The following is a 24,669-nucleotide window of genomic DNA, read 5'->3' on the forward strand; positions in this document are numbered from 1 at the left end:
GCCCCCCCACACGGGCCCCCACGGCCGCTGGTGGTGGTGGCCGCTGTCGGTGGACGAAGGCCCGTTGGCCCTGCTCGGCGTGCGCGCCCGTGCGGGCGACGAGGCGCTGGCCCCGCAACGTCGCCGTCTGCTCAAGGCGCTCAGCCAGCCGCTGGCCCAGGCGTTGGCCCGGGCGCGGCTGGCGGATCAACTGGAAGCCGCGCGCCTGCACGGCGAAACCGAGCAGTTGCGCAGCGCCTTGCTCGCCTCGGTGTCCCACGACTTGCGCACGCCGCTGACCGCGATGCGCGGCAGCATCGACAGCCTGCTGGCGCTGGGTGATGCGATTCCCGCTGCGGATCGTCGCGAACTGCTGGAAGGCACCCGCGACGAAGCCGAACGGCTGGACCGCTACATCCAGAACCTGCTGGACATGACCCGCCTCGGCCACGGCGGTCTCAAGCTGGCGCGGGACTGGGTCGCCCCGGCGGACATCGTCGGCAGCGCCTTGAACCGCCTGCGCGTGGTGCTGGCGCCGCTGCAACTGCACACCGAGGTGCCGGCGCACTTGCCGCTGCTCTATGTGCATGCGGCGTTGATCGAGCAGGCGCTGGTCAATGTGCTGGAAAACGCCGCGCGGTTTTCTCCGCTCAATGGCCGGCTGGAGATGCGCGTGAGTGTCGAGGACGAGCACCTGTGCCTGGCCGTCGCCGACGAAGGGCCGGGCATTGCGCCGCAGGACCGCGAGCGCATTTTCGACATGTTCTACACCGCCGCTCGCGGGGATCGCGGCGGGCAGGGCACCGGGCTCGGGCTCGCGATCTGCCAGGGCATGATCGGCGCCCATGGCGGGCATATCCGCGTCGATGACGGCCTCGATGGTCACGGCACCTGCATCACACTATGCTTGCCGCTTCCGGCCCAACCCGAACTGGACAGCGAGACCCCATGAGCCAGACCGCGACCCTGCTGGTCATCGACGATGAACCGCAGATCCGCAAATTCCTCCGTATCAGCCTCAGCTCCCAGGGCTACAAAGTGCTCGAAGCGGGGACTGGCGCCGAGGGCCTGAGCCAGGCGGCGCTGTCCCGGCCGGACCTGGTGGTGCTCGACCTCGGCTTGCCGGACATGGACGGCCAGGACGTATTGCGCGAACTGCGCGAATGGAGCGCGGTGCCGGTGCTGGTGTTGTCGGTGCGGGCCAGCGAGGGCGAGAAAGTCCGGGCGCTGGACAGCGGCGCCAATGACTACGTGACCAAGCCGTTCGGCATCCAGGAGTTTCTTGCCAGGGTCCGCGCGCTGCTGCGCCAGGTGCCCCAGGCGGCTGCGCCGCAGGCGGCGTGCAGTTTCGGCGCGTTGACCGTGGACCTGGCGTACCGGCGCGTGACCCTCGACGGCGAAGAAGTGGCGCTGACCCGCAAGGAATACGCCTTGCTGGCGCAACTGGCACGGCATCCCGGACGGGTCATCACCCAGCAGCAGTTGCTCAAGGACATCTGGGGACCGACCCATGTCGACGACACGCATTACCTGCGCATCGTCGTGGCCCATGTGCGGCAGAAACTCGGGGATGACCCGACCGCGCCGCGGTTTATCGTGACCGAGCCGGGGGTGGGGTATCGGTTGGTTGGGCAGGAGCCGGTCTGAGGCTTGGTGGCCTCAGCGCCGCTCCGCCTCATAGTTATCCAGCGTATCCCGCGCAATCTCCCGCCCCAGCGCGATCAGCTCCGGCGCTTTGTAAAACTCGAAAAACCGGCACACCCGCTTCGGCACGTTGATCAGCACATCCGGCGGATAGCCGGCGATCTTGTACTGTGCCAGCGAGGTCTGCATCACTTCGAAACTCTGGTTGATCAGATCCAGCAACGACGCCGGCCCGACGTTATCGACAATGAACGACCCGGTCGCCGACTTCGGCGCGCCGTCGCTTTCCGGCGCCGCCGAGGGTTGCTGGGCCTTGGGGCTGGCGGCGTCTGCCAGCCAGGGATTGGGCACCTGCGTCGCCTCGATCGCCAGGTCCTGTTCCATCTCTTGCGCCAGCTCCTTTTCCAGCCCGAGCAAGACCTCGGCCTGTTTGCGCCGGAACGGCAGGCGCGAGCCCAGCGAACTGATCAGGTTGTCGAAGCGCAGCTTGAACGCCGGCGGGCGCTCGATCACCGGCAACTGGTACTGCTTCTGGTTGGTGGAGTTGAGGTTGACCGCGATGATCAGGTCACTGTGGCTGGACACCACCGGGATGATCGGCAACGGATTGAGAATGCCACCATCGACCAGCGTGCGGTTGCCCTGGACCACCGGGGTGAACAGGCTGGGAATCGCCGCCGAGGCCCGCATCGCCTGATGCAGGCAGCCTTCCTGAAACCAGATTTCCTGCTGGTTGGTCAGGTCCGTGGCCACCGCCGTGTAGGGAATGCGCAACTGCTCGATATTGATTTCGCCGACGATCTTGCGGATCTGTCCGAAAACCTTGTCGCCACGGATCGCGCCCAGGCGGAAACTCACGTCCACCAGGCGCAGCACGTCGAGGTAGTCCAGGCTCTCGATCCAGTTGCGGTATTCGTCCAGCTTGCCGGCAGCGTAGATCCCGCCAACCACCGCGCCCATGGAGCAGCCGGCGATACAGGAAATCTCGTAACCGCGCCGTTCGATTTCCTCGATCACGCCGATATGCGCATACCCCCGGGCCCCGCCCGAGCCCAACACCAGCGCTACGCGCTTTTTCATGATTGCGCCCCTAGGTCGATCGCCGTTTTGATGACCCGAGAATGCGCCTGTTTCGGGTTGCGCTTCAATCGTCGTCTGCGCTGGGCTACGCTGAACAGGGCACTTTTGCGTACGCCCGCCGTCGAACATGCCGACACGACTTTTCCCATCTTCGAGGTAACACCGATGAAAGCCCTGATCACCCTGTCCCTGATTGTTGTGGCCCTGGCGGGTTGCGCGGGCAAGACGGCCTATCGCGACAGTTGCGGCAGCCAGCTCGACGCCGCCTGGAAGGAGCTCGACCTGGCCAAGGCCGAGGGCTTCGCCGGAACGGTCAGTTATTCCAAGGCCCTGTCGCTGCTGACCGGCGCCAAGACCCAACAGCAGTTCGAAGCCTTCGAAGGGTGCACCCAGAAAGCCGAGAAAGCCCGTTTCTATATCCGTGAGTCCCGCGCCGGACGTTGATGAGGTAAGGCCCCATGTCGCAGATGTTCGATCATGTCGTTGCCCAGGTGCTTGGCTTGCACGTTCGTCTGCTGGCCTGTCAGGCACGCCTCGCAGAAAACACTGACAGCGAAGCGTTGCACGACCTACGCACTAACGTGCGGCGCCTGCGCAGCCTGCTGCGACCGCTGCGCGGCTTGCCCGGGGTCGATCAACTGGAGAGCGCGGCCAAGGCGGTGGGCGACATGACCACGCCGCTGCGCGACCGCGAAGTGCTCGCCGAGCAACTGTTCGAGCGCCAGCAGCCGGACGCGGCACAGCGGCGTCTGGCGGGCGAGGGCGCGACCTTCGCCGCCGTGGCGGCCAGCACCCAGTTGCACAAACTGCTGGCGATCATTGATGCCTTCCCGGCTTTCCTCCGCGCCATCGAACATCAGAAGCTGGTGCCGGACCCGCGCAAGCGCATCGAGAAGCGCCTGGACAAGCAATGGAAGAACATCGTCAAAGCCATGCACGACCCGGCCCATGACCGCCATCGCCTGCGCCTGCTGATCAAGCGCTCGCGTTACGGCGCCGAAGCCTACCCGCAACTGGGACGGCTGAAGCGTTCGATGCGCGCCTCGCTCAAGCGCGCCCAGGACGACCTCGGCCACTGGCACGACCTGCTGCAATGGCTGACCCAGGCCGAAAAGCAGCCTGACCTGGCCGCCCTCGTGCCGCAGTGGCAGGCGCAGCTTGTCGAAGCCGAACAGCGCGCGGACAAGACCCTGAACGCCCTGCTGAAGCATATCGACGAACGATAATGCGCTGAATTGGCAGTTATGCGGCCTGCTGGGGCGGGCTATCTCCTCTTAAGATCGTGGGACTTTTCCGTAGGCGAGGTCCGCATGAATTTTTCCCAACTGCTCACCGCTGTCCGTCAGCGCCCGCAGGAAGTGGTCATTCCCGCCGAGTGGGCACAAGGCCGCGCCTGTTTCGGCGGTCTGATGGCGGCGCTGGTCTATGAGGCCATGCACGCCAAGGTGTCGCCGGAGCGTCCGGTGCGTTCGTTGGCCATCACCTTCGTCGGCCCCGCCGAGCCGGGCGTGCCCATCAGTTTTGAAGTGGAAATGCTCCGCGAGGGCCGCGCAGTGAGTTCGCTGCTGGGCCGGGCAATCCAGAACGGCCAGACCGTGACCCTGATCCAGGGCAGCTTCGGCGCCGGGCGTACCTCGGTCATCGATGTGCCGGCGTTGCCGGCGAGGGAAATGAAAAGCCTGGAAGACTCCAGTCCGGAACTGCCGTACATCCCCGGCGCAACCCCGGAATACATCCGCTACCTGTCCATGCGCTGGGGCATCGGCGCCATGCCGTTCAGCAACAAGCCGCTGCGCAGCATGGGCGGTTGGGTGCGTTTGAAGGACGCGGTGGAAGAGCCGGTGACCGAAGCGCATCTGCTGGCGCTGGTGGACGCCTGGCCGCCGGCATTGTTGCCGCACCTGAGCAAACCGGCAGCGGGCAGCACCCTGACCTGGACCATCGAATTCGTCCAGCCGGTGGCCAGCCTCAGCACTTTGGACTGGTGCCAATACTGCGCGGACATCGAGCACGCCCGTGATGGCTACGGCCACACTGCGGCAGCCATGTGGGACGCACGTGGCGAGCTGTTGGCGATCAGCCGGCAGACGGTGACTGTGTTCGCCTAAGTGTCAGTGACGGTGGCGTTCGCGCCAGGCGCGCCACCACGCACCACTGAAGAGAAAGCGCGGGAAGGTGACGAACTGCTCGGTGAGCAGGCGCTTCACTGCATCCTGCCGGTTGCTGAACGGCTCCGGCTGTTCGGCTTCCAGGCGATGCCCGTGGCGTTGCAGCCCCAGCCCCGCCAGCAGGCCGATCACACCCACGGCGATCTCGCCCAGGTCCAGTTCGAACAGTCCCGACAACACCAGCAGCGTGCCGATGATGAACAGCGGCACGGCGATCAGGTGCAAGACCAGATTGGTCGGGTTGCGGTGATTGTTGGAGTAGCCACGCCATTGCCAGGCGGGCAGGTTGGGCAGGCGTTTGCTCATATGAGATGTCCTCAGACTTTTCGGTGGTGCGTGTCTGAAGAGTAGTTCTGGCCTTTGGGAGAGGCCAATTGACGGGATTGATGACGGGGATAGGTGAGGGCGCCGAACCGCAGCGGTGACGCCCTCGAACGCTCTACAACTTCAACTGCCCGATCACCTTGTTCAATTCCCCGGCCAGGGTTGCCAGTTCATCGCTGGTGGTCGCCGACGACACCGTCTGCTGCACCGTGTCTTCGGTCACGTCGCGAATGCTCACCACGGCGCGATTCATTTCCTCGGCCACATGGCTCTGCTCTTCGGCCGCCGCGGCGATCTGGGTGTTGCTCTCGCGCATCTGCGCCACCGCCGCGGTGATTTCTGCCAGGGCTTCGCCGGCTTCCTGCGCTTGTTTGACGCAATCGTCGGCCTTGAACGAGCTTTCGGTCATGAACTCCACTGCGTCGCGGGTCCCGGCCTGCAAGGCCGAAACCATATCGGTGATTTCGTCGGTCGAGCTTTGTACCCGCTTGGCCAGGTTGCGCACTTCATCCGCCACCACCGCGAAGCCACGGCCCAGGTCGCCGGCACGGGCAGCCTCGATGGCGGCGTTGAGGGCGAGCAGGTTGGTCTGTTCGGCGATGCTGTGGATCACATTGACCACGCCGTTGATCTTCTGGCTGTCCTCGGCCAGTTGGCGAATCATCTCGGCGGTCTGCTGCACGCCGCTGGACAGCCCGGCGATGGAAGTCTGCACCCGGCTGACCACTTGCTGGCCGCTGCCGGCCAGGGTGTCGGCGGTCTGCGACAGGTCGCGGGTGGCGCCGGCATGCTGGGCGATGTGGTAGACGGTCGCGGACATCTCGTTGATCGCCGTGGCTGCCTGGTCGGTTTCGCTCTGCTGGCCAAGCATGCCGTGGCGCACATCGCTCATGCTGGAGGCCAGGCGCGCGGCACCGGAATCGAGTTGCGCGGCGGTGAGCGCGACGGTGTTCACCACGCGGTGGTAGGTGGTCTGCATGGCGTTGAAGGCCGTGGCCATCTGCCCGATCTCGTCGTGGCAGGCCAGCGGCACCCGGGCCGAGAGGTCGCCGGTCTTCTCGACGTGCAGCATCACGTCCTTGAGGATGTTGAGCTGGGCCAGCAGGAAACGGATCAGCAACTGCGAGGCGCAGAGCATCGCCAGCATCAGGATCAGCACGCACACCGCGTAGTTGCCGAAGCGGTCGCCATACACCTGCACGAAGCTCGGCGACGGCGCCAGCACGGCGACCCGCTGACCGTCACGGCTGATGACCTGGGCACCGGCCAGCGGATCATCGCCGAAGACCGCATAGGGCTCGATCGTCACCCAACCGCTGGCGTTGGCCACGGATTCGAGGGGCTTGCCCTGGTAGTTGGGCACTTGGCCGGGGGTGAACGTCAGGACGTGCGGGCTCTGCGGCAACGCCTGTCCCGCCGGCCAGGCGGCCAGCAAGCGTGCTTCGGCGACGGCCCGGCTCTGGGCTTCTTCCACCCGCGCCTGCTGTTCGAGGAACACCGCGTACAACACCAGGAACAGCGTGGTGACGAAAGCGACCGCGTTGACAGCCCAGAACTTGTACTTCAGGGAGATATTGCTAAGCCAGGCACCCATGGTAGGTCTTCTCTGAGTTAAGCGTTTAAGCGGAAAGTTTTTTGGCAAGGTGCCAGCATTCTGTTCGACTAATCAGCAATAAATCTTGATATGTGTCAAGCCAGCTCGGGCAGGCTGAAAAAGCGCTGTGCACAGCGGGTCGTGTGGGCTGCCACCTGCTCCACGGACTCACCCCGATGGAGGGCAACTTCGCGCAACACTTCCGGGAGAAAGGCTGGTTCGTTGCGCCCGCTTTTCGGCTTCGGCCGCAGGCTGCGCGGCAGCAGGTAGGGCGCATCGCTTTCCAGCATCAGCCGGCCTTCGGGGATGCTGGCCACCAGTGGATGCAGGTGGGTGCCGCGGCGTTCGTCGCAGATCCAGCCGGTGATGCCGATGTGCAGGTCGAGGTCGAGGTAGCCGAACAGCGCCTCGCGCTCGCCGGTGAAGCAGTGCACCACGGCGGCGGTGAGGTGGTCGCGGTAGTCCTTGAGGATATGCAGCAGGCGCTCGCTGGCGTCGCGCTCATGCAGGAACACCGGCATCTGCAGTTCAACCGCCAGGGCCAACTGGTCTTCCAGGGCTTTTTCCTGTTGCGGGCGCGGCGAGAAATCGCGGTTGAAATCCAGCCCGCATTCTCCCACCGCCTGTACCCGCGGCTGCTCCAGCAAGTGGCGCAAGCGGCGCGAGCTGTCGGCGTCCCAGTGGCTGGCGTCGTGGGGGTGAACACCCGCGGTGGAAAACAGCCGCTGGCCGCTCTCGTCCAGTTGCTGGCACAGCTCCAGCGCCTCTTCGCTGCCCGCCAGGCTGGTGCCGGTCAGCAGCATTTGCCGCACGCCCGCAGCCTCGGCGCGCTCGAGAATGGCCTGGTGTTTGCCGGCGAAACTGGAGTTGGTCAGATTGACGCCGATGTCGATGAGTTGCATGGTGCTACCTCGGAATTTGCCGCAGATGGGCGCTGGTTGCGCCAAAAAATATCAATAAACACAAGAACTTCAATGAGTTGTCACGGTCTTTTGCGGTCAATTGTCATGGACCGGCTGCAGAATATGACCCCTGACACCCCATCGCGGCCAGTGACCGGAGCCCGGATGACGCGAGCGTTACTGATGATTCTGCTGTGTACCGGACTGCTGTTGCCAGGGTCGGCCAGCGCGCGCCTGCCCGGTCCGCCGCAGGTGGTCAGCAACGACAAGACCCGCGACCTCGCGCAAATCCGCGCCAGCCGCGAACTGCGGGTGCTGGTCAACCAGAGCCGCAACAGCTCCGGCGAGGTCAAGGGTCAGTCCTATGGCGTCGAGTACCACCGCCTGCGCGCGTTCGAACATTACCTCAATGCCCGCGCCCGCGACGGCCAGGAACTGCGTCTGAAGTTGATTCCCAAGGCCAAGGACCAGTTGATCAGCGCCCTGCAGCGCGGCGAAGGCGATCTGGTGGCGCCGGGTGAGTTGCTCGATCCAGTGTCGATCCGTGGCGTCAGCTCCAGCGACCCGGTGATGACCCAGGTGCCGCTGGTGCTGGTGGGGCGCAAGGGCGAGCGGGTCTACGGCAAGGTCGAGCAGCTTGCCGGCCGCAGCGTGGCACTGCCCAGTGGCAGCGCCGCCGGCGACACCCTGCACGAGATCAACCAGAAACTCGCCCTGCGCAAACTGGCGCCGATCAAGGTGGAATGGATCGACCCGAGCCTGGCGGTCGAAGACGTGCTGGAGATGGTCCAGGCCGGGATCCTGCCGATCACCGTGGTGGAGCAGCCGATCGCCGAGCGCTGGAGCAAGGTCATGCCCAAGTTGCAGATCCAGCGCCGGGTCAGCCTGACCGCGCCGGAGAACATGCACTGGTACATGCGCCGCGACGCGGTGATGCTGCATGCCAGCGTCGACCGCTTCCTTCAGGAATACCGCGTGCCGGCGGACCAGGACGTTGCCTTCGAGCGCATCTACCGCCGCCTGTACAAGGTTCACTACCCGCTGGCCAAGGCCAACCGCCAGCGCCTCGACAACCTGCGTCCGGTCCTGCAGAAGCACGCCGAGGCGCAGAACCTCGACTGGCTCAATCTCGCCGCGCTGGCGTTCAAGGAGTCCTCGCTCAATCCCGCCGCCCGCGGTGCCGGTGGTGCCCACGGCCTGATGCAGATGACCCCGGGCGCCGCGCAGCGGGTCGGGGTCAGTGATATCAACAGCGTCGACGGCAATGTCCAGGCCAGCGCCCGCTACCTGGCGCTGATCCGCCGCAAGTTCTTTGCCAGCAACCAGCTCAACGAGCGCGAGCGCATGGCCTTCGTGCTGGCGGCCTACAACCTCGGGCCCGAACGGGTCCAGGCGATGCGCGCCGAGGCCCGCCGCCGCGGCCTCAATCACAACCAATGGTTCTTCCAGGTGGAGCGGGTGGCCCTTGAGCAGGTAGGAATGGGGCCGGTCAGCTATGTTAATAGCGTCAACAAGTACTTCCTGGCCTTCGACCGGGAGCGGGAGGCGTTGGAGTCCTCCCGGACGCGCAAGGTGGCGAATCGCAAATAATCAAATTATTCGATTCTAATGATGGGTTAATTGCGATTTTCATATTGAGTAATATGATTATTATGGCGCCAACACCACATCACACCTTGTAAGGAACACAGCATGAACGCCCTCCATTCCGTAATGACCACCCGCGCTGGCTGGGGTATGACCGTCCTGCGCATCTTCGTCGGCATCATCTTCATGGCTCACGGTTCGCAGAAGCTGTTCGGCTGGTTTGGCGGCGGCGGCCTGGCGGGCACCGCGCAGTTCATGGAAAGCCTCGGCCTGACCCCGGGCACCCTGATGGCGGCCCTGTCTGGTGGCGCCGAGTTCTTCGGTGGCCTGGCCCTGGTGATCGGCCTGCTGGCGCGGCCGGCGGCGGTAGCACTGATCGGCCTGTTGCTGGTGGCGATCTTCTCGGTACACATCCACAACGGCCTGTTCATGGCCAACAACGGTTATGAGTTCGCCCTGGCGCTGCTGGGTGGCGCGGTGGCGGTGCTGTTCGAAGGGGCAGGGCGGGCTTCGGTGGATGCGGCCATCTCCAAGAGTTGAAGGTTTGCCCGGGGGCCGAATTGCGGTCCCCGGGCAAGCTCGCTCCCACAAGCGATACCCGGATGAGGCTGGCAGATGTAAGCCTTTTGCCATAAGTCGTGTTGACAGTCCGCCAGCCGCTTCTCTAGGATTCGCACTTGCGCCGATTTAAACAGCTACTTGCGGGGCGCGGGAGAGCCCTTCGAGGTGATCCGAATACCGCTAAAACGCTGGTTCGGTGATGCCTCCCACCGCAGCCCAGCGGGATCTGCGAGGCGGAGAATATGACTCCATGAGTTGCCCACGTTCCATTGTCTGTCTGACCCCCCTGTCTTCCAGCCAGTCGGCCCGCACCCCGCGCGTCCTGCTGATCGGTCCGCACCAACCCACTCTCGTTCGCTTGCTCGATGGCTGGCCTCGTCGCAAAGGCCGCGCTACCGCATTGTTGATCCAGTTTGTCGATAACGTTGCGTCCCTCGCCGACTACGCCAATGACCGTTTCGACCTCGCCGTGGTGCAGTCGCCAGCCCGCGAAGACGCCGCCGAAATGATCGGCCACCTGACCCGCATCGCCCGCCAAGGGCTGATTACCCGCGCCTGAGGTCGTTGCCGCGGCGGCGAAGCGTCACTGTGGATAGCTGATGCTGTTCACGTACCAGACCGCCTCGCCACTCGGCGTCTGCACCACCACCTCGTCGCCTTCTTCTTTCTTCAGGAGGGCACGGGCCATGGGTGAGTCCACCGAGATGTAGTCGTTGCGGCCATAGATCTCGTCATAGCCGACGATGCGGAATTTCATCTGCTCGCCGGCGTCGTTCTCGATCTCCACCCAGGCGCCGAAGAACACCTTGCCTTCCTGCTCTGCGCGGTAGTCCACCACTTTCACGTCTTCCAGGCGCTTGCGCAGATAGCGCACGCGGCGGTCGATTTCGCGCAGCAGTTTCTTGTTGTACTGGTAGTCGGCGTTTTCGCTGCGGTCGCCAAGGGAGGCGGCCCAGGTGACTTTCTGAGTGATTTCGGGGCGGTACACGCGCCAGAGGTGATCCAGCTCCGCCTTCAGCGCCTCGTGGCCTTTTCGGGTGATGATGTTGGTAGCCAATGCCTTCTCCTGGGCGGGCGATACGTCAGGCCGCAAAGAGTACCCGCCGAACCGGCAGCGGTACAGGCTGCCGGTGGCGGGCACGCAGGGCTCAGCCTTCGCGCAGCACCGTCAGCGGGCTGGCGTTGAGCGCGCGGCGGGTGCCGACCACGCCGGCACCGCCGACCAGCAGCGCGCCGGCCAGCGGCAGCAAGAGCAGCGACGGGTGCGGGCTCCAGTGCAGGTCGAAGGCGAAGCGGTAGAGCACCCAGGTAATCAGCTCGCAACCGATCGCCGCGAGCAGGCCGCTGGCCGCGCCGAGCAGGCCGAACTCGATCCGCCGCGCCTTGACCAACAAGGCCCGGCCTGCGCCCAGTGCACGAAGCAGGGCGCCCTGGCGGATGCGCTCGTCGAGGGTCGCCTGCAGGCCGGCGAACAACACCGCCAGCCCGGCCGCGAGCACGAACAGCAGCACGTACTGCACCGCCAGGGTGACCTGCGCGAGGATGCTGCGCAGTTGCTCCAGCAAGGCATCGACCGGAAGGATGGTGGTCGCCGGGAAGGCGCGGGACAGGGCCACCACTTGCTGGTCGTTACCCGGTGCGAGGTAGAAGCTGGTCAGGTAGGTGGTCGGCAGTCCCTGCAGGGTGCCGGGCTGGAAGATCATGTAGAAGTTCGGCTGGAAACTGTCCCAGTTGACCGTGCGCAGGCTGCTGACCTGGGCCTCACGCTCCTCCCCGCCGATGACGAAGGTCAGGCGGTCGCCCAGTTTGAGCTTGAGGCTTTCCGCCAGCTCCGACTCCACCGACACGCCGGGCAGCGCGTCCGCCGCCGGTTGGCCCTGCCACCACTGTCCGGCGCTGAGGCTGTTGCTTTCGGGCAGGTCGGCTGCCCAGGTCAGGCTCAGGTCACGTTGCACTGCGCGGTCGCCGGTGGATTCCTTGCTGACGATCTGGTTCACCGCCTCGCCGTTGATTTGCGTCAGGCGGCCGGGGATCACCGGATAAAGCGGCGCGGCATGGCTGGAGAAGCCTTCCAGTTGGCTGGCGAAGCTGGCCTTGTCGTCCGGCAGGATATTCAGCACGAAATAGTTGGGCGCATCTTCGGGCAACTGGTTGTGCCAGGTGTCCAGCAACTCGATGCGCAGCAGGGTGATCAGGCCCATCGCCAACAGGATCAGGCCGAAAGCGAGGGACTGGCCGGCCGCCGCCAGCGGGTGGCGCAGCAGTTGTCCGAGGCCCAGTCGCCAGGCCAGCGGCGCTCCGGCCAGCAAGCGGCGCAGGCTGCGCAAACCGAGCAGGAGCAGGCCGCCCAGCAACAGCGCGGCGATCAGGCCGCCACCGAGCAGGGCGAAGGTCAGCAGCAGGTCGAGGCTCAGGCGCCACATGATCAGGCCGAGGGCGAGGATTGCCGCGCCGTAGACCAGCCAACTGCTCGCCGGCACCGGCAGCAGATCGCGACGCAGCACCCGCAGTGGCGGAACCCGGCCCAGCGCGGCGAGCGGGGGCAGGGCGAAGCCGGCGAGGGCGACCAGGCCGGTGGCGATCCCGGCCAGCGCCGGGGTGATGCCGCCGTCGGGAATCTCCGCCGGCAGCAGGCCGTCGAGCAGGGCGAACAAGCCCAATTGCGCCAGCCAGCCGAGCAGGGCGCCGGCCAGGGCGGCGAGGCTGCCGAGGATCGCCAGTTGCAGGCAGAACAGGCTCAGCGCCTGACGCCGCGACAGACCCAGGCAACGCAGCAGGGCGCTGGCATCGAAGCGTCGCACGGCGAAGCGGCTGGCGGACAGCGCCACGGCCACGCCGGCCAGCAATACCGCGACCAGGCTGGCCATGTTCAGGTAGCGCTCGGCCTTGCCCAAAGCGCCGCCGACCTGCTGGTTGCCGTCACGGGCGTCGCGGATGCGCTGGTTGGGCGCCAGGGTGGCTTCGAGCGCCTGGCGGTAGTCGGCGAGTATCAGGTTGTCGCCGCGCCACAGCTCGCGGTAGGTCACTCGGCTGCCGGGCTGGACCACGCCGGTGGCGTCGAGGTCGGCGAGGTTGATCATCACCCGTGGGGTCAGGCTGTAGAAATTGCCGGCGCGGTCCGGTTCGTAGGTCAGCACCCGGCTCAGGCGCAGGGTTTTCATGCCGACGTCGATGCTGTCGCCGATCTTCAGGTCGAGGGCCGCCAGCAAGCGCGGCTCGGCCCAGGCTTCGCCGGAGGCCGGGCCGCCACCGGTGGTTTCGGCGGCGTAGGGTTCGGGGGCGCTGCGCAGTTCGCCACGCAACGGATAGGCCGCGTCGGCGGCCTTGACGCTGGACAACTGGATACCGTTGTCGGTGGCAATCACGCTGGAGAATTCAACCACTCGCGCATGGGCCAGGCCCCGCGTGATGCCGCGGTCGATCTGCTCGGCGCTGGCCGGCGAACTGCCTTGCAGCACCAGATCGGCGCCAAGGAATTCTGTCGCGCGCAGCAGCATGGCGCCGTTGAGGCGGGCGCCGAAGTAGCCGATGGCGGTGCTCGCCGCGACGGCGATCAGCAGGCCGAAAAACAGCACCCGCAGTTCACCGGCGCGGGCATCGCGCAGCAGTTGGCGCAGGGCAAGATTGAACAGGCGCAGAAAGGACAGGCGTGCCATCTAGGGCTCCATCGGGCTGACCAGATGGCCGGCGTCCAGGCGGATCTGGCGGCGGCAGCGCCGGGCCAGGCGTTCGTCGTGGGTCACCAGCACCAGGGTGGTGCCGCGCTCCTTGTTCAGTTCGAACAGCAGGTCGCTGATGCGTTCACCGGTATGGCTGTCGAGGTTGCCGGTGGGTTCGTCGGCGAACAGCACATCCGGTTCGGCGGCGAAGGCCCGGGCGATCGCTACCCGTTGCTGCTCGCCGCCGGAGAGCTGGCGCGGCGAATGGCTCAGGCGCTGGCCCAGGCCGACCCGCTCGAGCAGGGTGCGGGCGTGCTCGCGGGCATCGCGGCGGCCTTCCAGCTCCAGCGGCAGCATGACGTTTTCCAGGGCGTTGAGGCTGTCGAGCAACTGGAACGACTGGAACACGAAACCGACGTGTTCGGCGCGCACCTTGGCGCGCTGGTCTTCGTCCAGCGGGCCGAGGTCGTGGCCGGCCAGGGTGACGGAGCCTGCGCTGGGCTGGTCGAGCCCGGCCAGCAGGCCGAGCAGGGTGGACTTGCCCGAGCCGGACGCGCCGACGATGGCGAGGCTGTCGCCTTCGTTGAGGTCCAGGGACAGTTCGTGGAGGATGGTGAGGTTGCCTTCCGCGCTGGGAACCACTTTGCTAAGGTTCCGCGCAGTGAGAATGCTGGGGCCCATGGAGAATCCGATGCGAGTGTGGTTATTGAGTGCTGGTCTGGCCTTGCTGTGCATGGCGCAGAGCGCAACGGCGGGTACGGTATTGATCGTCGGCGATAGTATCAGTGCCGCTTTTGGCCTGGATACCCGACAGGGCTGGGTCGCGCTGCTGGAACAGCGGCTCAGCAACGAGGGTTACAGCGACAAAGTGGTCAATGCCTCGATCAGTGGCGATACCAGTGCCGGAGGCCAGGCGCGGCTGCCGGCGCTGCTTGCAGCGCACAAACCGAGCCTGGTGGTGCTGGAACTGGGAGGCAATGACGGCCTGCGGGGACAGCTTCCTGCGCAATTGCAACAAAATCTTGCTTCGATGGTAGACCAGTCCCGCAAGGCTGGGGCCAAGGTCGTGCTGCTGGGCATGCAACTGCCGCCCAACTATGGCCAGCGTTACACCAAGGCCTTCGCTCAGGTCTATACCGACGTGGCTACCCAGAAAAACATCGCGCTGGTGCCGTTTTTCCTGGAGGGCGTCGGGGGTGTTCCCGAACTGATGCAGGCGGATGGCATCCATCCGGCGCAAGGGGGCCAGTCCAGGTTGCTGGAAAATGCCTGGCCGGCAATAAAACCGCTGCTTTGACGCTTTTATAGTGACCGGCTTTCGGCTAATGTTGCGCCCCCGATTTGGAGCCCCCGATGCCGCGTCCCGCCTGGTCCCTGTATGCCTATCAATTGATCGAACCTGACGAACAGCTCGATCTCTTCGCCTGCCAGGAAATCCGTGTGCATCTGGTCGCCCGTCAACTCGAACTGGCGGGCTCGGCCGACCGCACCCTGTGCGGCACCCTGCTACCGGCGCAGCCGCGCTGGTCGGGGGTGCCGAACACGATTTACCGTGATCGCCGCCTGTGCCCGTTGTGCCGGGCCATCCTCGAGGCCCAGCGCCGCGGTACGCGACCTGTCTGGCCGGAACTTTAAGCACCGCTCCGCCCTCTCACCATCCAGCGGCGATGCCTCCCGATTGTTTCGGCAGAGGTGTACAATTGCCGCCTTCACCCCGAATTTGCGAAGGATTTCCCGGATGTTGCCGCGCTTTCCCGCCGTCACCCGTTGCCTGTCCCTGGCCGCCCTGCTGTCGGCAGGTCCTGTTGCCGCGTTGGAGTTCCCACTGCCGCCGCCTGGCGAAGACATCATTGGCCAGGTCCAGGTGATCAAGGCCAAGTACGAGGACACCTTCGCCGATATCGGCACGGCCAGTGACCTGGGCTACCTGGAAATGGTCGCGGCCAACCCGGGTGTCGATCCCTGGTTGCCGGGCGCCGGCACCGAGATCATCCTGCCGACCCGCTTCATCCTGCCGCCGGGCCCGCGCGAAGGCATCGTCATCAACCTCGCCGAGTACCGCCTGTACTACTTCCCGAAAGGGGAGAACGTGGTGCATACCTACCCGCTGGGTATCGGTCGTGAAGGCTGGGGTTCGCCCATCGCCCAGACCAAGGTGACGGCCAAGACGCCGAACCCGACCTGGACCCCGCCGGCCTCGATCAAGGCCGAACACGCTGCTGACGGTGACCCGCTGCCGAACGTGGTGCCGGCCGGCCCGGACAACCCGCTGGGTCCGTTCAAGTTCACCCTGGGCGTGCCGGGCTACCTGATCCACGGCTCGAACAAAAAGTTCGGCATTGGCATGCGCACCAGCCACGGCTGCTTCCGCATGTTCAACAACAACGTGCTGGAGCTGGCCAAGATGGCGCCAGTGGGTACGCCAGTGCGGATCATCAACGAGCCGTACAAGTTCGGCATGAGTGGCGGCAAGGTTTACCTCGAGGCGCACACTCCGCTGGACGACAAGGGCGATCCGTCGGTGGTGGACAAACACACCGCGGTGATCAACGCGCTGCTCAAGCGTGAAGACCTGGCCAAGAACGTGCAGATGAACTGGGACATGGTTCGCGATGTGGTCGCGACCGAAGACGGCATGCCGGTGGAAATTGCTGTGCCGAACGGGGTAGGTGGCGAAGTGCCAATCATTTCCAGCGCACCTTACCAAGAGCAGTAAGTTTCATCGGTGTTACACCAAGGCCCGCCTTAATGGCGGGCCTTGTCGTTTGAGGGTGTTGTTATCTTGCTGGCAATAAAAAAGCCGACCCACAAGTGGGTCGGCTTCTAAATAACAACCCCGAAGGATTATTACTTGCGGCTGGCTTTTTCCAGCATACGCAGAGCGCGCTCGTTGGCTTCGTCAGCAGTTTGCTGAGCCTTCTGAGCGGCAGCCAGAGCGTCGTCGGCTTTGCGATACGCTTCGTCAGCACGAGCTTGTGCACGAGCTGCTGCGTCTTCGGTAGCAGTCAGACGAGCTTCGGTTTCTTTGGAGACGCTGCTGCAACCGGTAGCCAGAACTGCGGCCAGAGCCAGAGCAGAGAATTTCAGAACGTTGTTCATCGTGTTCCCCTTCAAGGACTTTCTATTAAAGAGCCATCTCTCAACAAAGAGAAACTGGCCGGCGTACATAGTACCCATTACTTGTAGTAAGTAAACTGACTGAGCGCAAGAATTGGAAAAAAATTGCGCCGCGCTTGCTCTTGACAGTCAGGAACCGCGAAAACCGTGCAATTGTTGCGTCTGGAGGCTGTAACGCATTCTTGTAAAAGTAGTTTTTCTTGAACTAATGGTGACTTTAAATGTCAGGTTGCGTCATAAGCACTAGATCATCCGGTTGCTGTTCTCAGGACGTTGCCCGCTGGCATCGTCGGCCGGTCTCAAGTGCGGAAATTTTCCGACCAGTACCTTGAGCATCCCCGCGTTGGGCGCCTACTATTTGTTACGTGCTCAGTTGCCCGAGAACGATCAGGCTCTTCTCGCTGTCCAACGGGGCACGGGGTGGCGTAGAGGTTCCTTCGCCGGACAAACATCGGTTAAGGTAGGGTTTTATTACAAGACCCGCGAGGAGTAGTGATGAGCGAGGCGTTGTCCATCCACCATGACCAAAAGGGTCATCAGTTCGAGACCAATGTGGACGGTCATCGTGCTTACCTGACTTACATGGACCTGGGTAAGCAGACTCTGGATATCTATCGCACCTTCGTGCCCAACGCCCTGCGTGGTCGCGGTATTGCCGCGGCATTGACCGAGCGGGCACTGGCCTACGCCGAAGAGTGTGGCTACACCGTCATTCCTTCCTGCTCTTATGTCGAACGTTACATGGAACGACACCACAAGCATTCTTCCAAGGCCTGACCTTTCCAGGCTTGCACCCTACAGACACGAAAACGCCGGGCAATTGCCCGGCGTTTTCGTTTGTGGCGTATATCAGCCGCGACGTTTCGGCAGCACGTCCTTGAGCTTGGTGCGCATGTTGCGCAGGGTAGTGGCGGTTGCGTCCCAGTCGATGCAGGCATCGGTCACGGAAACGCCGTACTGCAATTCGCAGAGGTCCTTCGGAATGGCCTGGGCGCCCCAGTTCAGGTGGCTCTCGACCATCAGGCCGATGATCGACTGGTTGCCTTCGAGGATCTGGTTGGCGACGTTCTCCATGACCAGCGGCTGCAGGGCCGGGTCCTTGTTGGAGTTGGCGTGGCTGCAGTCGACCATGATGTTCGGCTTGATCTTGGCCTTGTTCAGCGCCTGTTCGCACAGGGCGACGCTGACCGAGTCATAGTTCGGCTTGCCGTTGCCACCGCGCAGCACCACGTGGCCGTAGGCGTTGCCCTTGGTGGTGACGATGGAGACGCCACCTTCCTGGTTGATGCCGAGGAAACGGTGCGGGCTGGAAACCGATTGCAGGGCGTTGATGGCCACGGTCAGGCCGCCGTCGGTGCCGTTCTTGAAACCGACTGCCGAAGACAGGCCGGAGGCCATTTCGCGGTGGGTCTGGGATTCGGTGGTACGGGCGCCGATGGCCGACCAGCTGATCAGGTCCTGCAGGTACTGCGGGGAGATCGGGTCGAGGGCTTCGGTGGCGGTGGGCAGGCCCATTTCCGCCAGGTCCAGCAGCAGTTGGCGACCGATGTGCAGGCCGTCCTGAATCTTGAAGGAGTCGTCCAGGTACGGGTCGTTGATCAGGCCTTTCCAGCCCACGGTGGTACGCGGCTTCTCGAAGTAGACGCGCATCACCAGATAAAGAGTGTCGGAGACTTCCGCAGCGAGAACCTTGAGGCGCTCGGCATATTCATGCGCGGCCTTGATGTCATGGATCGAGCAGGGGCCGACCACGACAAACAGGCGGTGATCCTTGCCGTCGAGGATATTGCGCACCACTTCACGGCCCGCGGTCACGGTCTGAAGCGCGGTGGCGCTGAGTGGAATCTCCTTCTTGAGCTGATCGGGCGTGATCAGGGTCTCGTTGGAGGCAACGTTTAGGTCGTCGATCGGTAAATCAGCCATCGTGTTACTCGTCAGGTCACGGATGCCGGCCGCCAGCGATCCCCGTGCGGCGGAGCAGCATGATTGAGCTCAGCGGGGAGCGGAACCTTAGCGCGTAAACCCTTGGCTCGACAATGGGCATGACCCCGTTTCCGGTGTGGGATGGGCCTTTGAAAGCGCCTTTTTACGACTAAAGTGGCTGGAGGGTGGCTGGACCTGCGATGGAAGGCATAATCGGCTGCGAATCGAATGTTTCACTGGGCCAGTGCGGCAGCCTGGCGCAGCGGAGGTAATGACAGGTAGCGGGGGCGAGGCATGAGCAAGGGGTTGGGCGACAAACTGGTAGTGGCGATTTCCTCGCGAGCGCTGTTCGATCTCAGTGAGAGTCACCGGCTGTACCTGGCCGAGGGCGTCGAGGCTTATCGCCAATACCAGATCGAGCATGAAGACGAATACCTTGAGCCAGGCGATGCTTTCCTGCTGGTGGAAAAGCTGCTGGGCCTCAATGCCGCCCTCGGCCAGCAAAGGGTCGAGGTGATACTGGTGTCGCGCAACAGCGCCGACACGGGCCTTCGGGTATTCAATTCCATCGAGCATTACGGCCTGGGTATTTCCCGCGCGGCGTTCGCCGGCGGGCGTAGTCCGTATCCTTATCTGGCGGCGTTTGGTTGCCATCTGTTCCTGTCCACCGATGCCGATGACGTGCGCAGCGCTCTGGAGGCCGGCTTCGCTGCTGCCACGATTCTTTCGGGTGGTGCCCGGCGGGATGCCATTACCGAGTTGCGGATCGCCTTCGACGGCGATGCCGTGCTGTTTTCCGATGAATCCGAGCGGGTCTATCAGTCGGGTGGCCTGGAAGCGTTCCAGGCCAGCGAGCGGCAATCGGCCCGCGATCCGTTGCGCGGCGGGCCGTTCAAGCCGTTCCTGGCGGCACTCAATCAATTGCAGCAAGAGTTTCCCAGTGGTGCCTGTCCGATTCGCACCGCGCTGGTCACCGCACGCTCGGCGCCGGCGCACGAGCGGGTCATCCGCACCTTGCGCGAGTGGGATATCCGCCTCGATGAATCGCTGTTTCTCGGCGGCCTGGACAAGTCGGCGTTCCTCGAAGCCTTCGCTGCAGATGTGTTCTTTGATGACCAGGCCGGGCACTGCGATCGGGCCAGTCGGGTTGTGGCCACAGGCCATGTTCCGCATGGCATCAGCAACGAACGCACGCCCGGCTGAGCCCCGCTGGACGGGGCCTGCGCATCAACAGGGCGCTGCTAAGCTGAAGCTTGCTCTGCCGTTTCGGCAGTCGGAGGAGGCTCAATGATCCGTTCGATGCTGTATGCCACGGACCTTGGTGTGTACGCGCCTTATGTCATGCAACACGCGCTGGCCCTGGCGCGGACGTTTAATGCGGAGCTCTATGTGATCCATGCCGTGGAGCCGATGGGGCAATTCGCCGAATCACTGCTGCAGAGTTACCTGGATGAACAAACCCTCGACCAATTGCACAGTCAGGGCGTGAACACCGTCATGGCCAATATCGAGCAGCGGGTGCTGGAAAACTTTCGCGAAGAGTTGGGGGATCAGGAAGATCTGGCGCTGATACGCGCGGTGCGGGTACGCCAAGGGGATCCGGCCCAGGTGATTCTCGAGCAGGCCCAGCGGCTGAGTGTCGATCTGCTCATTGTCGGCAGTCACACCCACGGGGCCGGGGTGGAGATTCCGATCGGGCGCACGGCGGTGCGCATTCTGCAGTTGTCCCCGGTGCCGGTGTACATGGTGCCCCTCGCCCAGCACCTCGGTCGCAGAAAGGTTTGAGGAATTTTCCGTGGTGCTTGTAAGAAAACTGATGAAATTGTTCTAGATTTATTCTCCTGACCACTAATATAGTTATAACTCGTCGCTGTTGCCGGTGACGCCCAGCATCTGAGGGATACCTATGAAGCTTCAACAATTGCGCTACATCTGGGAAGTGGCGCACCACGACCTCAACGTTTCCGCGACAGCGCAGAGCCTGTACACCTCCCAACCGGGGATCAGCAAGCAGATTCGCCTGTTGGAAGACGAGCTGGGCGTGGAAGTGTTTGCCCGTAGCGGCAAGCACCTGACCCGCGTGACCCCGGCGGGCGAACGCATCATCAATACCGCGGGCGAAATCCTGCGCAAGGTCGAGAGCATCAAGCAGATTGCCCAGGAATTCTCCAACGAGAAGAAGGGCACCCTGTCGATCGCCACCACCCACACCCAGGCGCGTTATGCGCTGCCGCCGGTGATCAGCTCGTTCATCAAGCAGTACCCGGAAGTTGCCCTGCACATGCATCAGGGTTCGCCGATGCAGATCGCCGAAATGGCTGCTGACGGCACCGTCGACTTCGCCATCGCCACCGAGGCGCTGGAGCTGTTCGGTGACCTGGTGATGATGCCGTGCTACCGCTGGAACCGTTGCGTGGTGGTCCCGCAAGGGCACCCGCTGACCAAGCTGCCGAAGCTGACCCTGGAAGTGCTGGCCGAATACCCGATCGTCACCTACGTGTTCGGCTTCACCGGCCGTTCCAAGCTGGACGAAGCCTTCAGCCACCGCGGCCTGACGCCGAAAGTGGTGTTCACCGCCGCCGACGCCGACGTCATCAAGACGTACGTGCGCCTCGGCCTGGGTGTCGGCATCGTCGCCAAGATGGCGGTGGATCCGAAACTGGACAGCGACCTGGTGGTTCTGGATGCCAGCGAACTGTTCGAATCCAGCATCACCAAGATCGGTTTCCGTCGCGGCACCTTCCTGCGCGGCTTCATGTGCGATTTCATCGAGAAGTTCGCGCCGCACCTGACCCGCGAAGTGATGGCCAAGGCGATCCAGTGCCACAACAAGCAGGAGCTGGAAGAGCTGTTCGAAGGCGTGGAACTGCCTGTCCATTGATGGCAGCTCCAAGCGCTCAGCTATAAGTTGCAAGAGAAAAGCGGTCCGCATGCGGGCCGCTTTCTTTTTGGGCCTTTGAAAGCCGCAAAGAAAAAGCGGCCCTGATAAGGATAATTTCAGTCAGTTAGCGTTTCATGCAGCCCTTCGCGAGCAAGCTCGCTCCTACAGTGTAGGAGCGAGCTTGCTCGCGAAGGGCGCCAACAGGCTTAGCTGACAGGCATTACCCCGATAAGGACCGCTTCTACTTGTAGCTTGCCACTTGAAGCTTGCAGCTAAAAAAAGCCGTCAGGCTTTGGAGATGAGGTTGCCGGCGTGCAACCCGCATTCCTTCTGGGTCGACTCTTCCCACCACCAGCGGCCTTCGCGTTCGTGCTGGTTCGGCAGCACCGGGCGGGTGCAGGGCTCGCAGCCGATGCTGATGAAGCCGCGTTCGTGCAGGCTGTTGTACGGGATTTCCATCATGCGGATGTAACCCCAGACTTCCGCGCTGCTCATCTGGGCCAGCGGGTTGAACTTGTACAGGGTGCGCTCCGGGGTGGAGAAGGCGCTGTCGATTTCCAGCGCAGCCACCTGGCTGCGGGTGCCTGGGCTCTGGTCGCGGCGCTGGCCGGTGGCCCAGGCGCTGACGGTGCTCAGCTTGCGGCGCAGCGGTTCGATCTTGCGGATGCCGCAGCATTCGCCATGACCATCCTTGTAGAAGCTGAACAGGCCCTTGTCCTTGACGAACGGGTCGAGCTTTGCGCGATCCGGCGAAAGGAGCTCGATCGGCAGCTTGTACTCTTCGCGGACCCGGTCGATGAAACGGTAGGTCTCCGGGTGCAGGCGCCCGGTGTCGAGGCTGAACACCTTGACGTTCTTGTTCAGTCTCCAGGCCATGTCCACCAGCACGACGTCTTCGGCGCCGCTGAAGGAAATCCACAGGTCATCGCCGAAGTGTTCGAAGGCGAGCTTGAGGATGTCCTGGGGGGACTTGTTGGCGTAGGTCGCGGCCAGTGCGGCGACGTCGAAGGATTGGCTCATCAGGCGGCTTCCGGTCATTGAATGGCGCTTGGCGCTCGTAGTGGGGCAGATGTTACCAAAAAATGCCCGGCCAGACGGGTCGCAATGCCAGACAAGCATTGCTAGAGTGCAGCTCCCATTTTTTGGCGTTGTTCGAGGAGTGTGTTGTGGAAATTGCCTGTCTCGATCTGGAAGGCGTATTGGTCCCGGAAATCTGGATCGCCTTCGCGGAGAAAACCGGAATCGAATCGCTGAGGGCCACCACCCGCGATATTCCGGACTATGACGTACTGATGAAGCAGCGCCTGCGGATTCTCGATGAGCATGGCCTGAAGCTGTCGGATATCCAGGCGGTGATCGCCACCCTCAAGCCGCTGGACGGCGCCGTCGAATTCGTCAACTGGCTGCGCGAGCGCTTCCAGGTGGTGATCCTCTCCGACACCTTCTACGAGTTCTCCCAGCCGCTGATGCGCCAACTGGGCTTCCCAACCCTGCTGTGCCACCGCCTGATCACCGACGAGACCGATCGCGTGGTGAGTTACCAACTGCGCCAGAAAGATCCCAAGCGCCAGTCGGTCCTGGCCTTCAAGAGCCTGTACTACCGAGTGATTGCCGCGGGTGATTCGTACAACGACACCACCATGCTGGGCGAAGCGGATGCTGGCATCCTGTTCCATGCGCCGGAAAACGTGATCCGCGAATTCCCGCAGTTCCCGGCGGTGCATGATTTCGAGGCGCTGAAGAAAGAGTTCATCAAGGCTTCGAATCGTTCTTTGAGTCTGTAAGACGAGGGCCTAATCGCTGGCTTGCCAGCGATGAGGTCCTATAGACCCTGCAAGGTTTCCAGCAACACCCGCACCTTGGTGATCGACTCCTGATACTCCGACTCCCAATCCGAGTCCGCCACCACCGCGCCACCACCCCAGCAGCAGACCTGCCCGTCCTTCACCAGCAGGCTGCGAATAGCGATCGAGCTGTCCATCTCGCCGCGCACGTCCACATACATCAATGACCCGCAATACAGCGCCCGACGGCTGGGTTCCAGCTCGTCGATGATCTGCATCGCGCGGATTTTCGGTGCGCCGGTGATGGAGCCGCCAGGGAAGCTGCCGGCGATCAGGTCCAGCGCGTCCTTGTCCGACGCCAGCCGGCCGGTCACCGCGCTGACCATGTGGTGCACGTTCGGATAGCTCTCCAGGTTGAACAGCTCCGGCACCCGCACCGAGCCGATCTCGCAGGTGCGGCCGAGGTCGTTGCGCAGCAAGTCGACAATCATCAGGTTTTCCGCGCGGTCCTTGCTGCTGGCCAGCAGTTCTTCGCCATTGGCGCGGTCTTGCAGCGGATCGGCGCTGCGCGGGCGGGTGCCTTTGATCGGGCGGGTTTCCACCTGGCCGGCGCTGACCCGGATAAAGCGCTCGGGCGAGAAACTCAGCAGGGTGCTGCCGTCGTCCAGCGTCTGGAAGCCGGAAAACGGCGTCGGGCACGCCGCCCGCAGCGCCTGATAGGCGTGCCACGGATCGCCCTGGCAGGGCGCGCGGAAACGCTGGGTCAGGTTGATCTGGTAGCAATCGCCGGCCTGGATGTACTGCTGGACCCGTTCGAAGGCCTCGCGGTATTGCTCGGCACTGATGTCGCCGCGCATCGGCGCGTCGAGGTGGAAGCGTTCGCTGTGGCTCGGTGTAACCGGGTTGAACCGTTCGATCAGGCGCTCGCGTTCGGCCTGCTCCAGCATCGGGTGGAACAGCAACTGGCTGGTGCCTTGCTGATGGTCGCTGATCAGTGCCCACGCATACAGGCCGAGGCTCGCGTCCGGCAGGCCGAGGTCGTCCTGCGCCAGTTCCGGCAATTGCTCCAGGCGTCGGCCGAAGTCATAGCTCAGGTAGCCGATCACGCCGCCGGCGAAGGGCAGTTCCACGCCGTCCGGCAACTCGGCCGGACCCAGCTCGGCAAGGCTGTCACGCAGCCGTTGCAGGTAGCGGTCGCCGGACTCGCCCGCTTGCACCACCAGGCTGCGCAGCGGCCAGGCGCTGAGCAGGTCGAAACGGCCACGTTCTGCACCCGGACGGGCACTGTCGAGCAGCACGGCGCCGGGGGCGTGGCGGATGCAGTCGAAATAGCGGGCGGGGTCGGCCTGGTAGGGCAGGGGGTGCAGTGTGCAGGTTGGCATTCGTTTGAACGGCTTGTAGGCGGGGGAGGCATTGTAGACCCGTGTAGGAAATGCTCCTAGAGGTCCTACAGGAAGAAACCGACC

Annotated in this window: 27 protein-coding genes; 16 read left to right on the forward strand and 11 right to left on the reverse strand. The window is 63.7% G+C overall.

Annotated features, from left to right (window positions below):
• Together NTD88_RS01975 and NTD88_RS01980 are read left to right on the forward strand one after the other, a co-directional pair.
• A partial coding sequence (locus tag NTD88_RS01975) for a sensor histidine kinase (protein ID WP_262191704.1) occupies positions 1–931 on the forward strand: 931 nt, incomplete at its 5' end.
• Positions 928–1,626 (forward strand): response regulator, encoded by a 699-nt coding sequence (locus tag NTD88_RS01980; protein ID WP_095157832.1) that lies wholly within the window; start codon positions 928–930, stop codon positions 1,624–1,626. The genes NTD88_RS01975 and NTD88_RS01980, both read left to right, overlap by 4 nt.
• Before the next feature lie 12 nt (positions 1,627–1,638).
• On the opposite strand, the gene NTD88_RS01985 is transcribed toward NTD88_RS01980, so the two are convergent.
• Positions 1,639–2,703: a patatin-like phospholipase family protein gene (locus tag NTD88_RS01985; protein WP_262130878.1), complete on the reverse strand. Its 1,065-nt coding sequence runs from the start codon at positions 2,701–2,703 to the stop codon at positions 1,639–1,641.
• A gap of 165 nt (positions 2,704–2,868) precedes the next feature.
• Here NTD88_RS01985 and NTD88_RS01990 point away from each other — a divergent pair, with 165 nt between their 5' ends.
• The 3 genes from NTD88_RS01990 to NTD88_RS02000 all read left to right on the forward strand — a co-directional run bounded on the left by NTD88_RS01990 (position 2,869) and on the right by NTD88_RS02000 (position 4,811).
• Positions 2,869–3,147, forward strand: coding sequence for a hypothetical protein (locus NTD88_RS01990; protein WP_095157829.1), 279 nt, complete (start codon positions 2,869–2,871; stop codon positions 3,145–3,147).
• A 14-nt stretch (positions 3,148–3,161) separates the two neighbouring features.
• Positions 3,162–3,929, forward strand: coding sequence for a CHAD domain-containing protein (locus NTD88_RS01995; RefSeq protein WP_262154724.1), 768 nt, complete (start codon positions 3,162–3,164; stop codon positions 3,927–3,929).
• A gap of 84 nt (positions 3,930–4,013) precedes the next feature.
• Positions 4,014–4,811 carry an acyl-CoA thioesterase gene (locus NTD88_RS02000; RefSeq protein ID WP_095157825.1) on the forward strand — a complete coding sequence of 266 codons (798 nt, stop codon included), beginning with the start codon at positions 4,014–4,016 and terminating at the stop codon, positions 4,809–4,811.
• Between the two features lie 3 nt (positions 4,812–4,814).
• Here the strand turns inward: NTD88_RS02000 and NTD88_RS02005 are convergent, their stop codons facing one another.
• The 3 genes from NTD88_RS02005 to NTD88_RS02015 form a co-directional block, all read right to left on the reverse strand.
• Complete coding sequence (locus NTD88_RS02005; protein WP_095157823.1) at positions 4,815–5,177, reverse strand: Mpo1-like protein; 363 nt, start codon at positions 5,175–5,177, stop codon at positions 4,815–4,817.
• A gap of 133 nt (positions 5,178–5,310) precedes the next feature.
• Positions 5,311–6,789 (reverse strand): methyl-accepting chemotaxis protein, encoded by a 1,479-nt coding sequence (locus NTD88_RS02010; RefSeq protein WP_095157821.1) that lies wholly within the window; start codon positions 6,787–6,789, stop codon positions 5,311–5,313.
• Positions 6,790–6,884: 95 nt separating this feature from the next.
• Positions 6,885–7,691, reverse strand: a complete 807-nt coding sequence (locus NTD88_RS02015; RefSeq protein WP_262154723.1) for a TatD family hydrolase — start codon at positions 7,689–7,691, stop codon at positions 6,885–6,887.
• A gap of 165 nt (positions 7,692–7,856) precedes the next feature.
• Between NTD88_RS02015 and NTD88_RS02020 the strand changes: the two genes are divergently transcribed.
• From NTD88_RS02020 to NTD88_RS02030, 3 genes are all read left to right on the forward strand, one after another.
• On the forward strand, positions 7,857–9,281 hold the full coding sequence (locus NTD88_RS02020) for a transglycosylase SLT domain-containing protein (RefSeq protein WP_262154722.1): 1,425 nt from the start codon (positions 7,857–7,859) through the stop codon (positions 9,279–9,281).
• A 102-nt stretch (positions 9,282–9,383) separates the two neighbouring features.
• Positions 9,384–9,818, forward strand: a complete 435-nt coding sequence (locus tag NTD88_RS02025) for a DoxX family protein (protein WP_095157814.1) — start codon at positions 9,384–9,386, stop codon at positions 9,816–9,818.
• Between the two features lie 271 nt (positions 9,819–10,089).
• A complete protein-coding gene (locus NTD88_RS02030; RefSeq protein WP_262130875.1) occupies positions 10,090–10,398 on the forward strand; it encodes a hypothetical protein in 309 nt (102 codons plus the stop codon).
• Between the two features lie 24 nt (positions 10,399–10,422).
• On the opposite strand, the gene greB is transcribed toward NTD88_RS02030, so the two are convergent.
• The 3 genes from greB to NTD88_RS02045 all read right to left on the reverse strand — a co-directional run bounded on the left by greB (position 10,423) and on the right by NTD88_RS02045 (position 14,179).
• Positions 10,423–10,896 (reverse strand): transcription elongation factor GreB, encoded by a 474-nt coding sequence (gene greB / locus NTD88_RS02035; RefSeq protein WP_095157810.1) that lies wholly within the window; start codon positions 10,894–10,896, stop codon positions 10,423–10,425.
• Between the two features lie 91 nt (positions 10,897–10,987).
• Positions 10,988–13,495, reverse strand: coding sequence for an ABC transporter permease (locus tag NTD88_RS02040; protein ID WP_262154721.1), 2,508 nt, complete (start codon positions 13,493–13,495; stop codon positions 10,988–10,990).
• Positions 13,496–14,179: an ABC transporter ATP-binding protein gene (locus NTD88_RS02045; protein ID WP_095157806.1), complete on the reverse strand. Its 684-nt coding sequence runs from the start codon at positions 14,177–14,179 to the stop codon at positions 13,496–13,498.
• A gap of 10 nt (positions 14,180–14,189) precedes the next feature.
• On the opposite strand from NTD88_RS02045, the gene NTD88_RS02050 reads away from it, so the two are divergent.
• From NTD88_RS02050 to NTD88_RS02060, 3 genes are all read left to right on the forward strand, one after another.
• On the forward strand, positions 14,190–14,795 hold the full coding sequence (locus tag NTD88_RS02050) for an arylesterase (RefSeq protein ID WP_175653746.1): 606 nt from the start codon (positions 14,190–14,192) through the stop codon (positions 14,793–14,795).
• Between the two features lie 56 nt (positions 14,796–14,851).
• Complete coding sequence (locus NTD88_RS02055; protein WP_095157802.1) at positions 14,852–15,133, forward strand: hypothetical protein; 282 nt, start codon at positions 14,852–14,854, stop codon at positions 15,131–15,133.
• 103 nt (positions 15,134–15,236) lie between these two features.
• Positions 15,237–16,214 carry a L,D-transpeptidase family protein gene (locus tag NTD88_RS02060; protein ID WP_095157800.1) on the forward strand — a complete coding sequence of 326 codons (978 nt, stop codon included), beginning with the start codon at positions 15,237–15,239 and terminating at the stop codon, positions 16,212–16,214.
• A 131-nt stretch (positions 16,215–16,345) separates the two neighbouring features.
• Here NTD88_RS02060 and oprI read toward each other — a convergent pair whose 3' ends face one another.
• Positions 16,346–16,597 carry an outer membrane lipoprotei OprI gene (gene oprI, locus NTD88_RS02065; RefSeq protein ID WP_037058464.1) on the reverse strand — a complete coding sequence of 84 codons (252 nt, stop codon included), beginning with the start codon at positions 16,595–16,597 and terminating at the stop codon, positions 16,346–16,348.
• A gap of 513 nt (positions 16,598–17,110) precedes the next feature.
• Between oprI and NTD88_RS02070 the strand changes: the two genes are divergently transcribed.
• Positions 17,111–17,392 carry a GNAT family N-acetyltransferase gene (locus NTD88_RS02070; RefSeq protein ID WP_095157798.1) on the forward strand — a complete coding sequence of 94 codons (282 nt, stop codon included), beginning with the start codon at positions 17,111–17,113 and terminating at the stop codon, positions 17,390–17,392.
• A gap of 72 nt (positions 17,393–17,464) precedes the next feature.
• On the opposite strand, the gene NTD88_RS02075 is transcribed toward NTD88_RS02070, so the two are convergent.
• Complete coding sequence (locus NTD88_RS02075; RefSeq protein WP_095157796.1) at positions 17,465–18,538, reverse strand: 3-deoxy-7-phosphoheptulonate synthase; 1,074 nt, start codon at positions 18,536–18,538, stop codon at positions 17,465–17,467.
• 294 nt (positions 18,539–18,832) lie between these two features.
• Here NTD88_RS02075 and NTD88_RS02080 point away from each other — a divergent pair, with 294 nt between their 5' ends.
• From NTD88_RS02080 to cysB, 3 genes are all read left to right on the forward strand, one after another.
• Positions 18,833–19,741 carry a 5'-nucleotidase gene (locus NTD88_RS02080; protein ID WP_095157794.1) on the forward strand — a complete coding sequence of 303 codons (909 nt, stop codon included), beginning with the start codon at positions 18,833–18,835 and terminating at the stop codon, positions 19,739–19,741.
• 84 nt (positions 19,742–19,825) lie between these two features.
• On the forward strand, positions 19,826–20,323 hold the full coding sequence (locus NTD88_RS02085) for a universal stress protein (RefSeq protein WP_095157792.1): 498 nt from the start codon (positions 19,826–19,828) through the stop codon (positions 20,321–20,323).
• Positions 20,324–20,444: 121 nt separating this feature from the next.
• The gene (gene cysB, locus NTD88_RS02090) at positions 20,445–21,419 is read left to right on the forward strand and encodes an HTH-type transcriptional regulator CysB (protein WP_009394496.1); all 975 of its coding nucleotides are present in this window, start codon (positions 20,445–20,447) and stop codon (positions 21,417–21,419) included.
• Positions 21,420–21,704: 285 nt separating this feature from the next.
• Here cysB and NTD88_RS02095 read toward each other — a convergent pair whose 3' ends face one another.
• The gene (locus NTD88_RS02095) at positions 21,705–22,439 is read right to left on the reverse strand and encodes a phosphoadenylyl-sulfate reductase (RefSeq protein ID WP_095157790.1); all 735 of its coding nucleotides are present in this window, start codon (positions 22,437–22,439) and stop codon (positions 21,705–21,707) included.
• Positions 22,440–22,585: 146 nt separating this feature from the next.
• Here NTD88_RS02095 and thrH point away from each other — a divergent pair, with 146 nt between their 5' ends.
• Positions 22,586–23,203, forward strand: coding sequence for a bifunctional phosphoserine phosphatase/homoserine phosphotransferase ThrH (gene thrH, locus NTD88_RS02100; RefSeq protein ID WP_262154213.1), 618 nt, complete (start codon positions 22,586–22,588; stop codon positions 23,201–23,203).
• Positions 23,204–23,241: 38 nt separating this feature from the next.
• On the opposite strand, the gene pabB is transcribed toward thrH, so the two are convergent.
• Positions 23,242–24,585 carry an aminodeoxychorismate synthase component I gene (pabB, locus tag NTD88_RS02105; protein ID WP_262154214.1) on the reverse strand — a complete coding sequence of 448 codons (1,344 nt, stop codon included), beginning with the start codon at positions 24,583–24,585 and terminating at the stop codon, positions 23,242–23,244.
• Between the last annotated feature and the right edge of the window lie 84 nt (positions 24,586–24,669).

This window comes from Pseudomonas sp. 20P_3.2_Bac5 (assembly GCF_025466035.1).
Lineage (GTDB): Bacteria > Pseudomonadota > Gammaproteobacteria > Pseudomonadales > Pseudomonadaceae > Aquipseudomonas.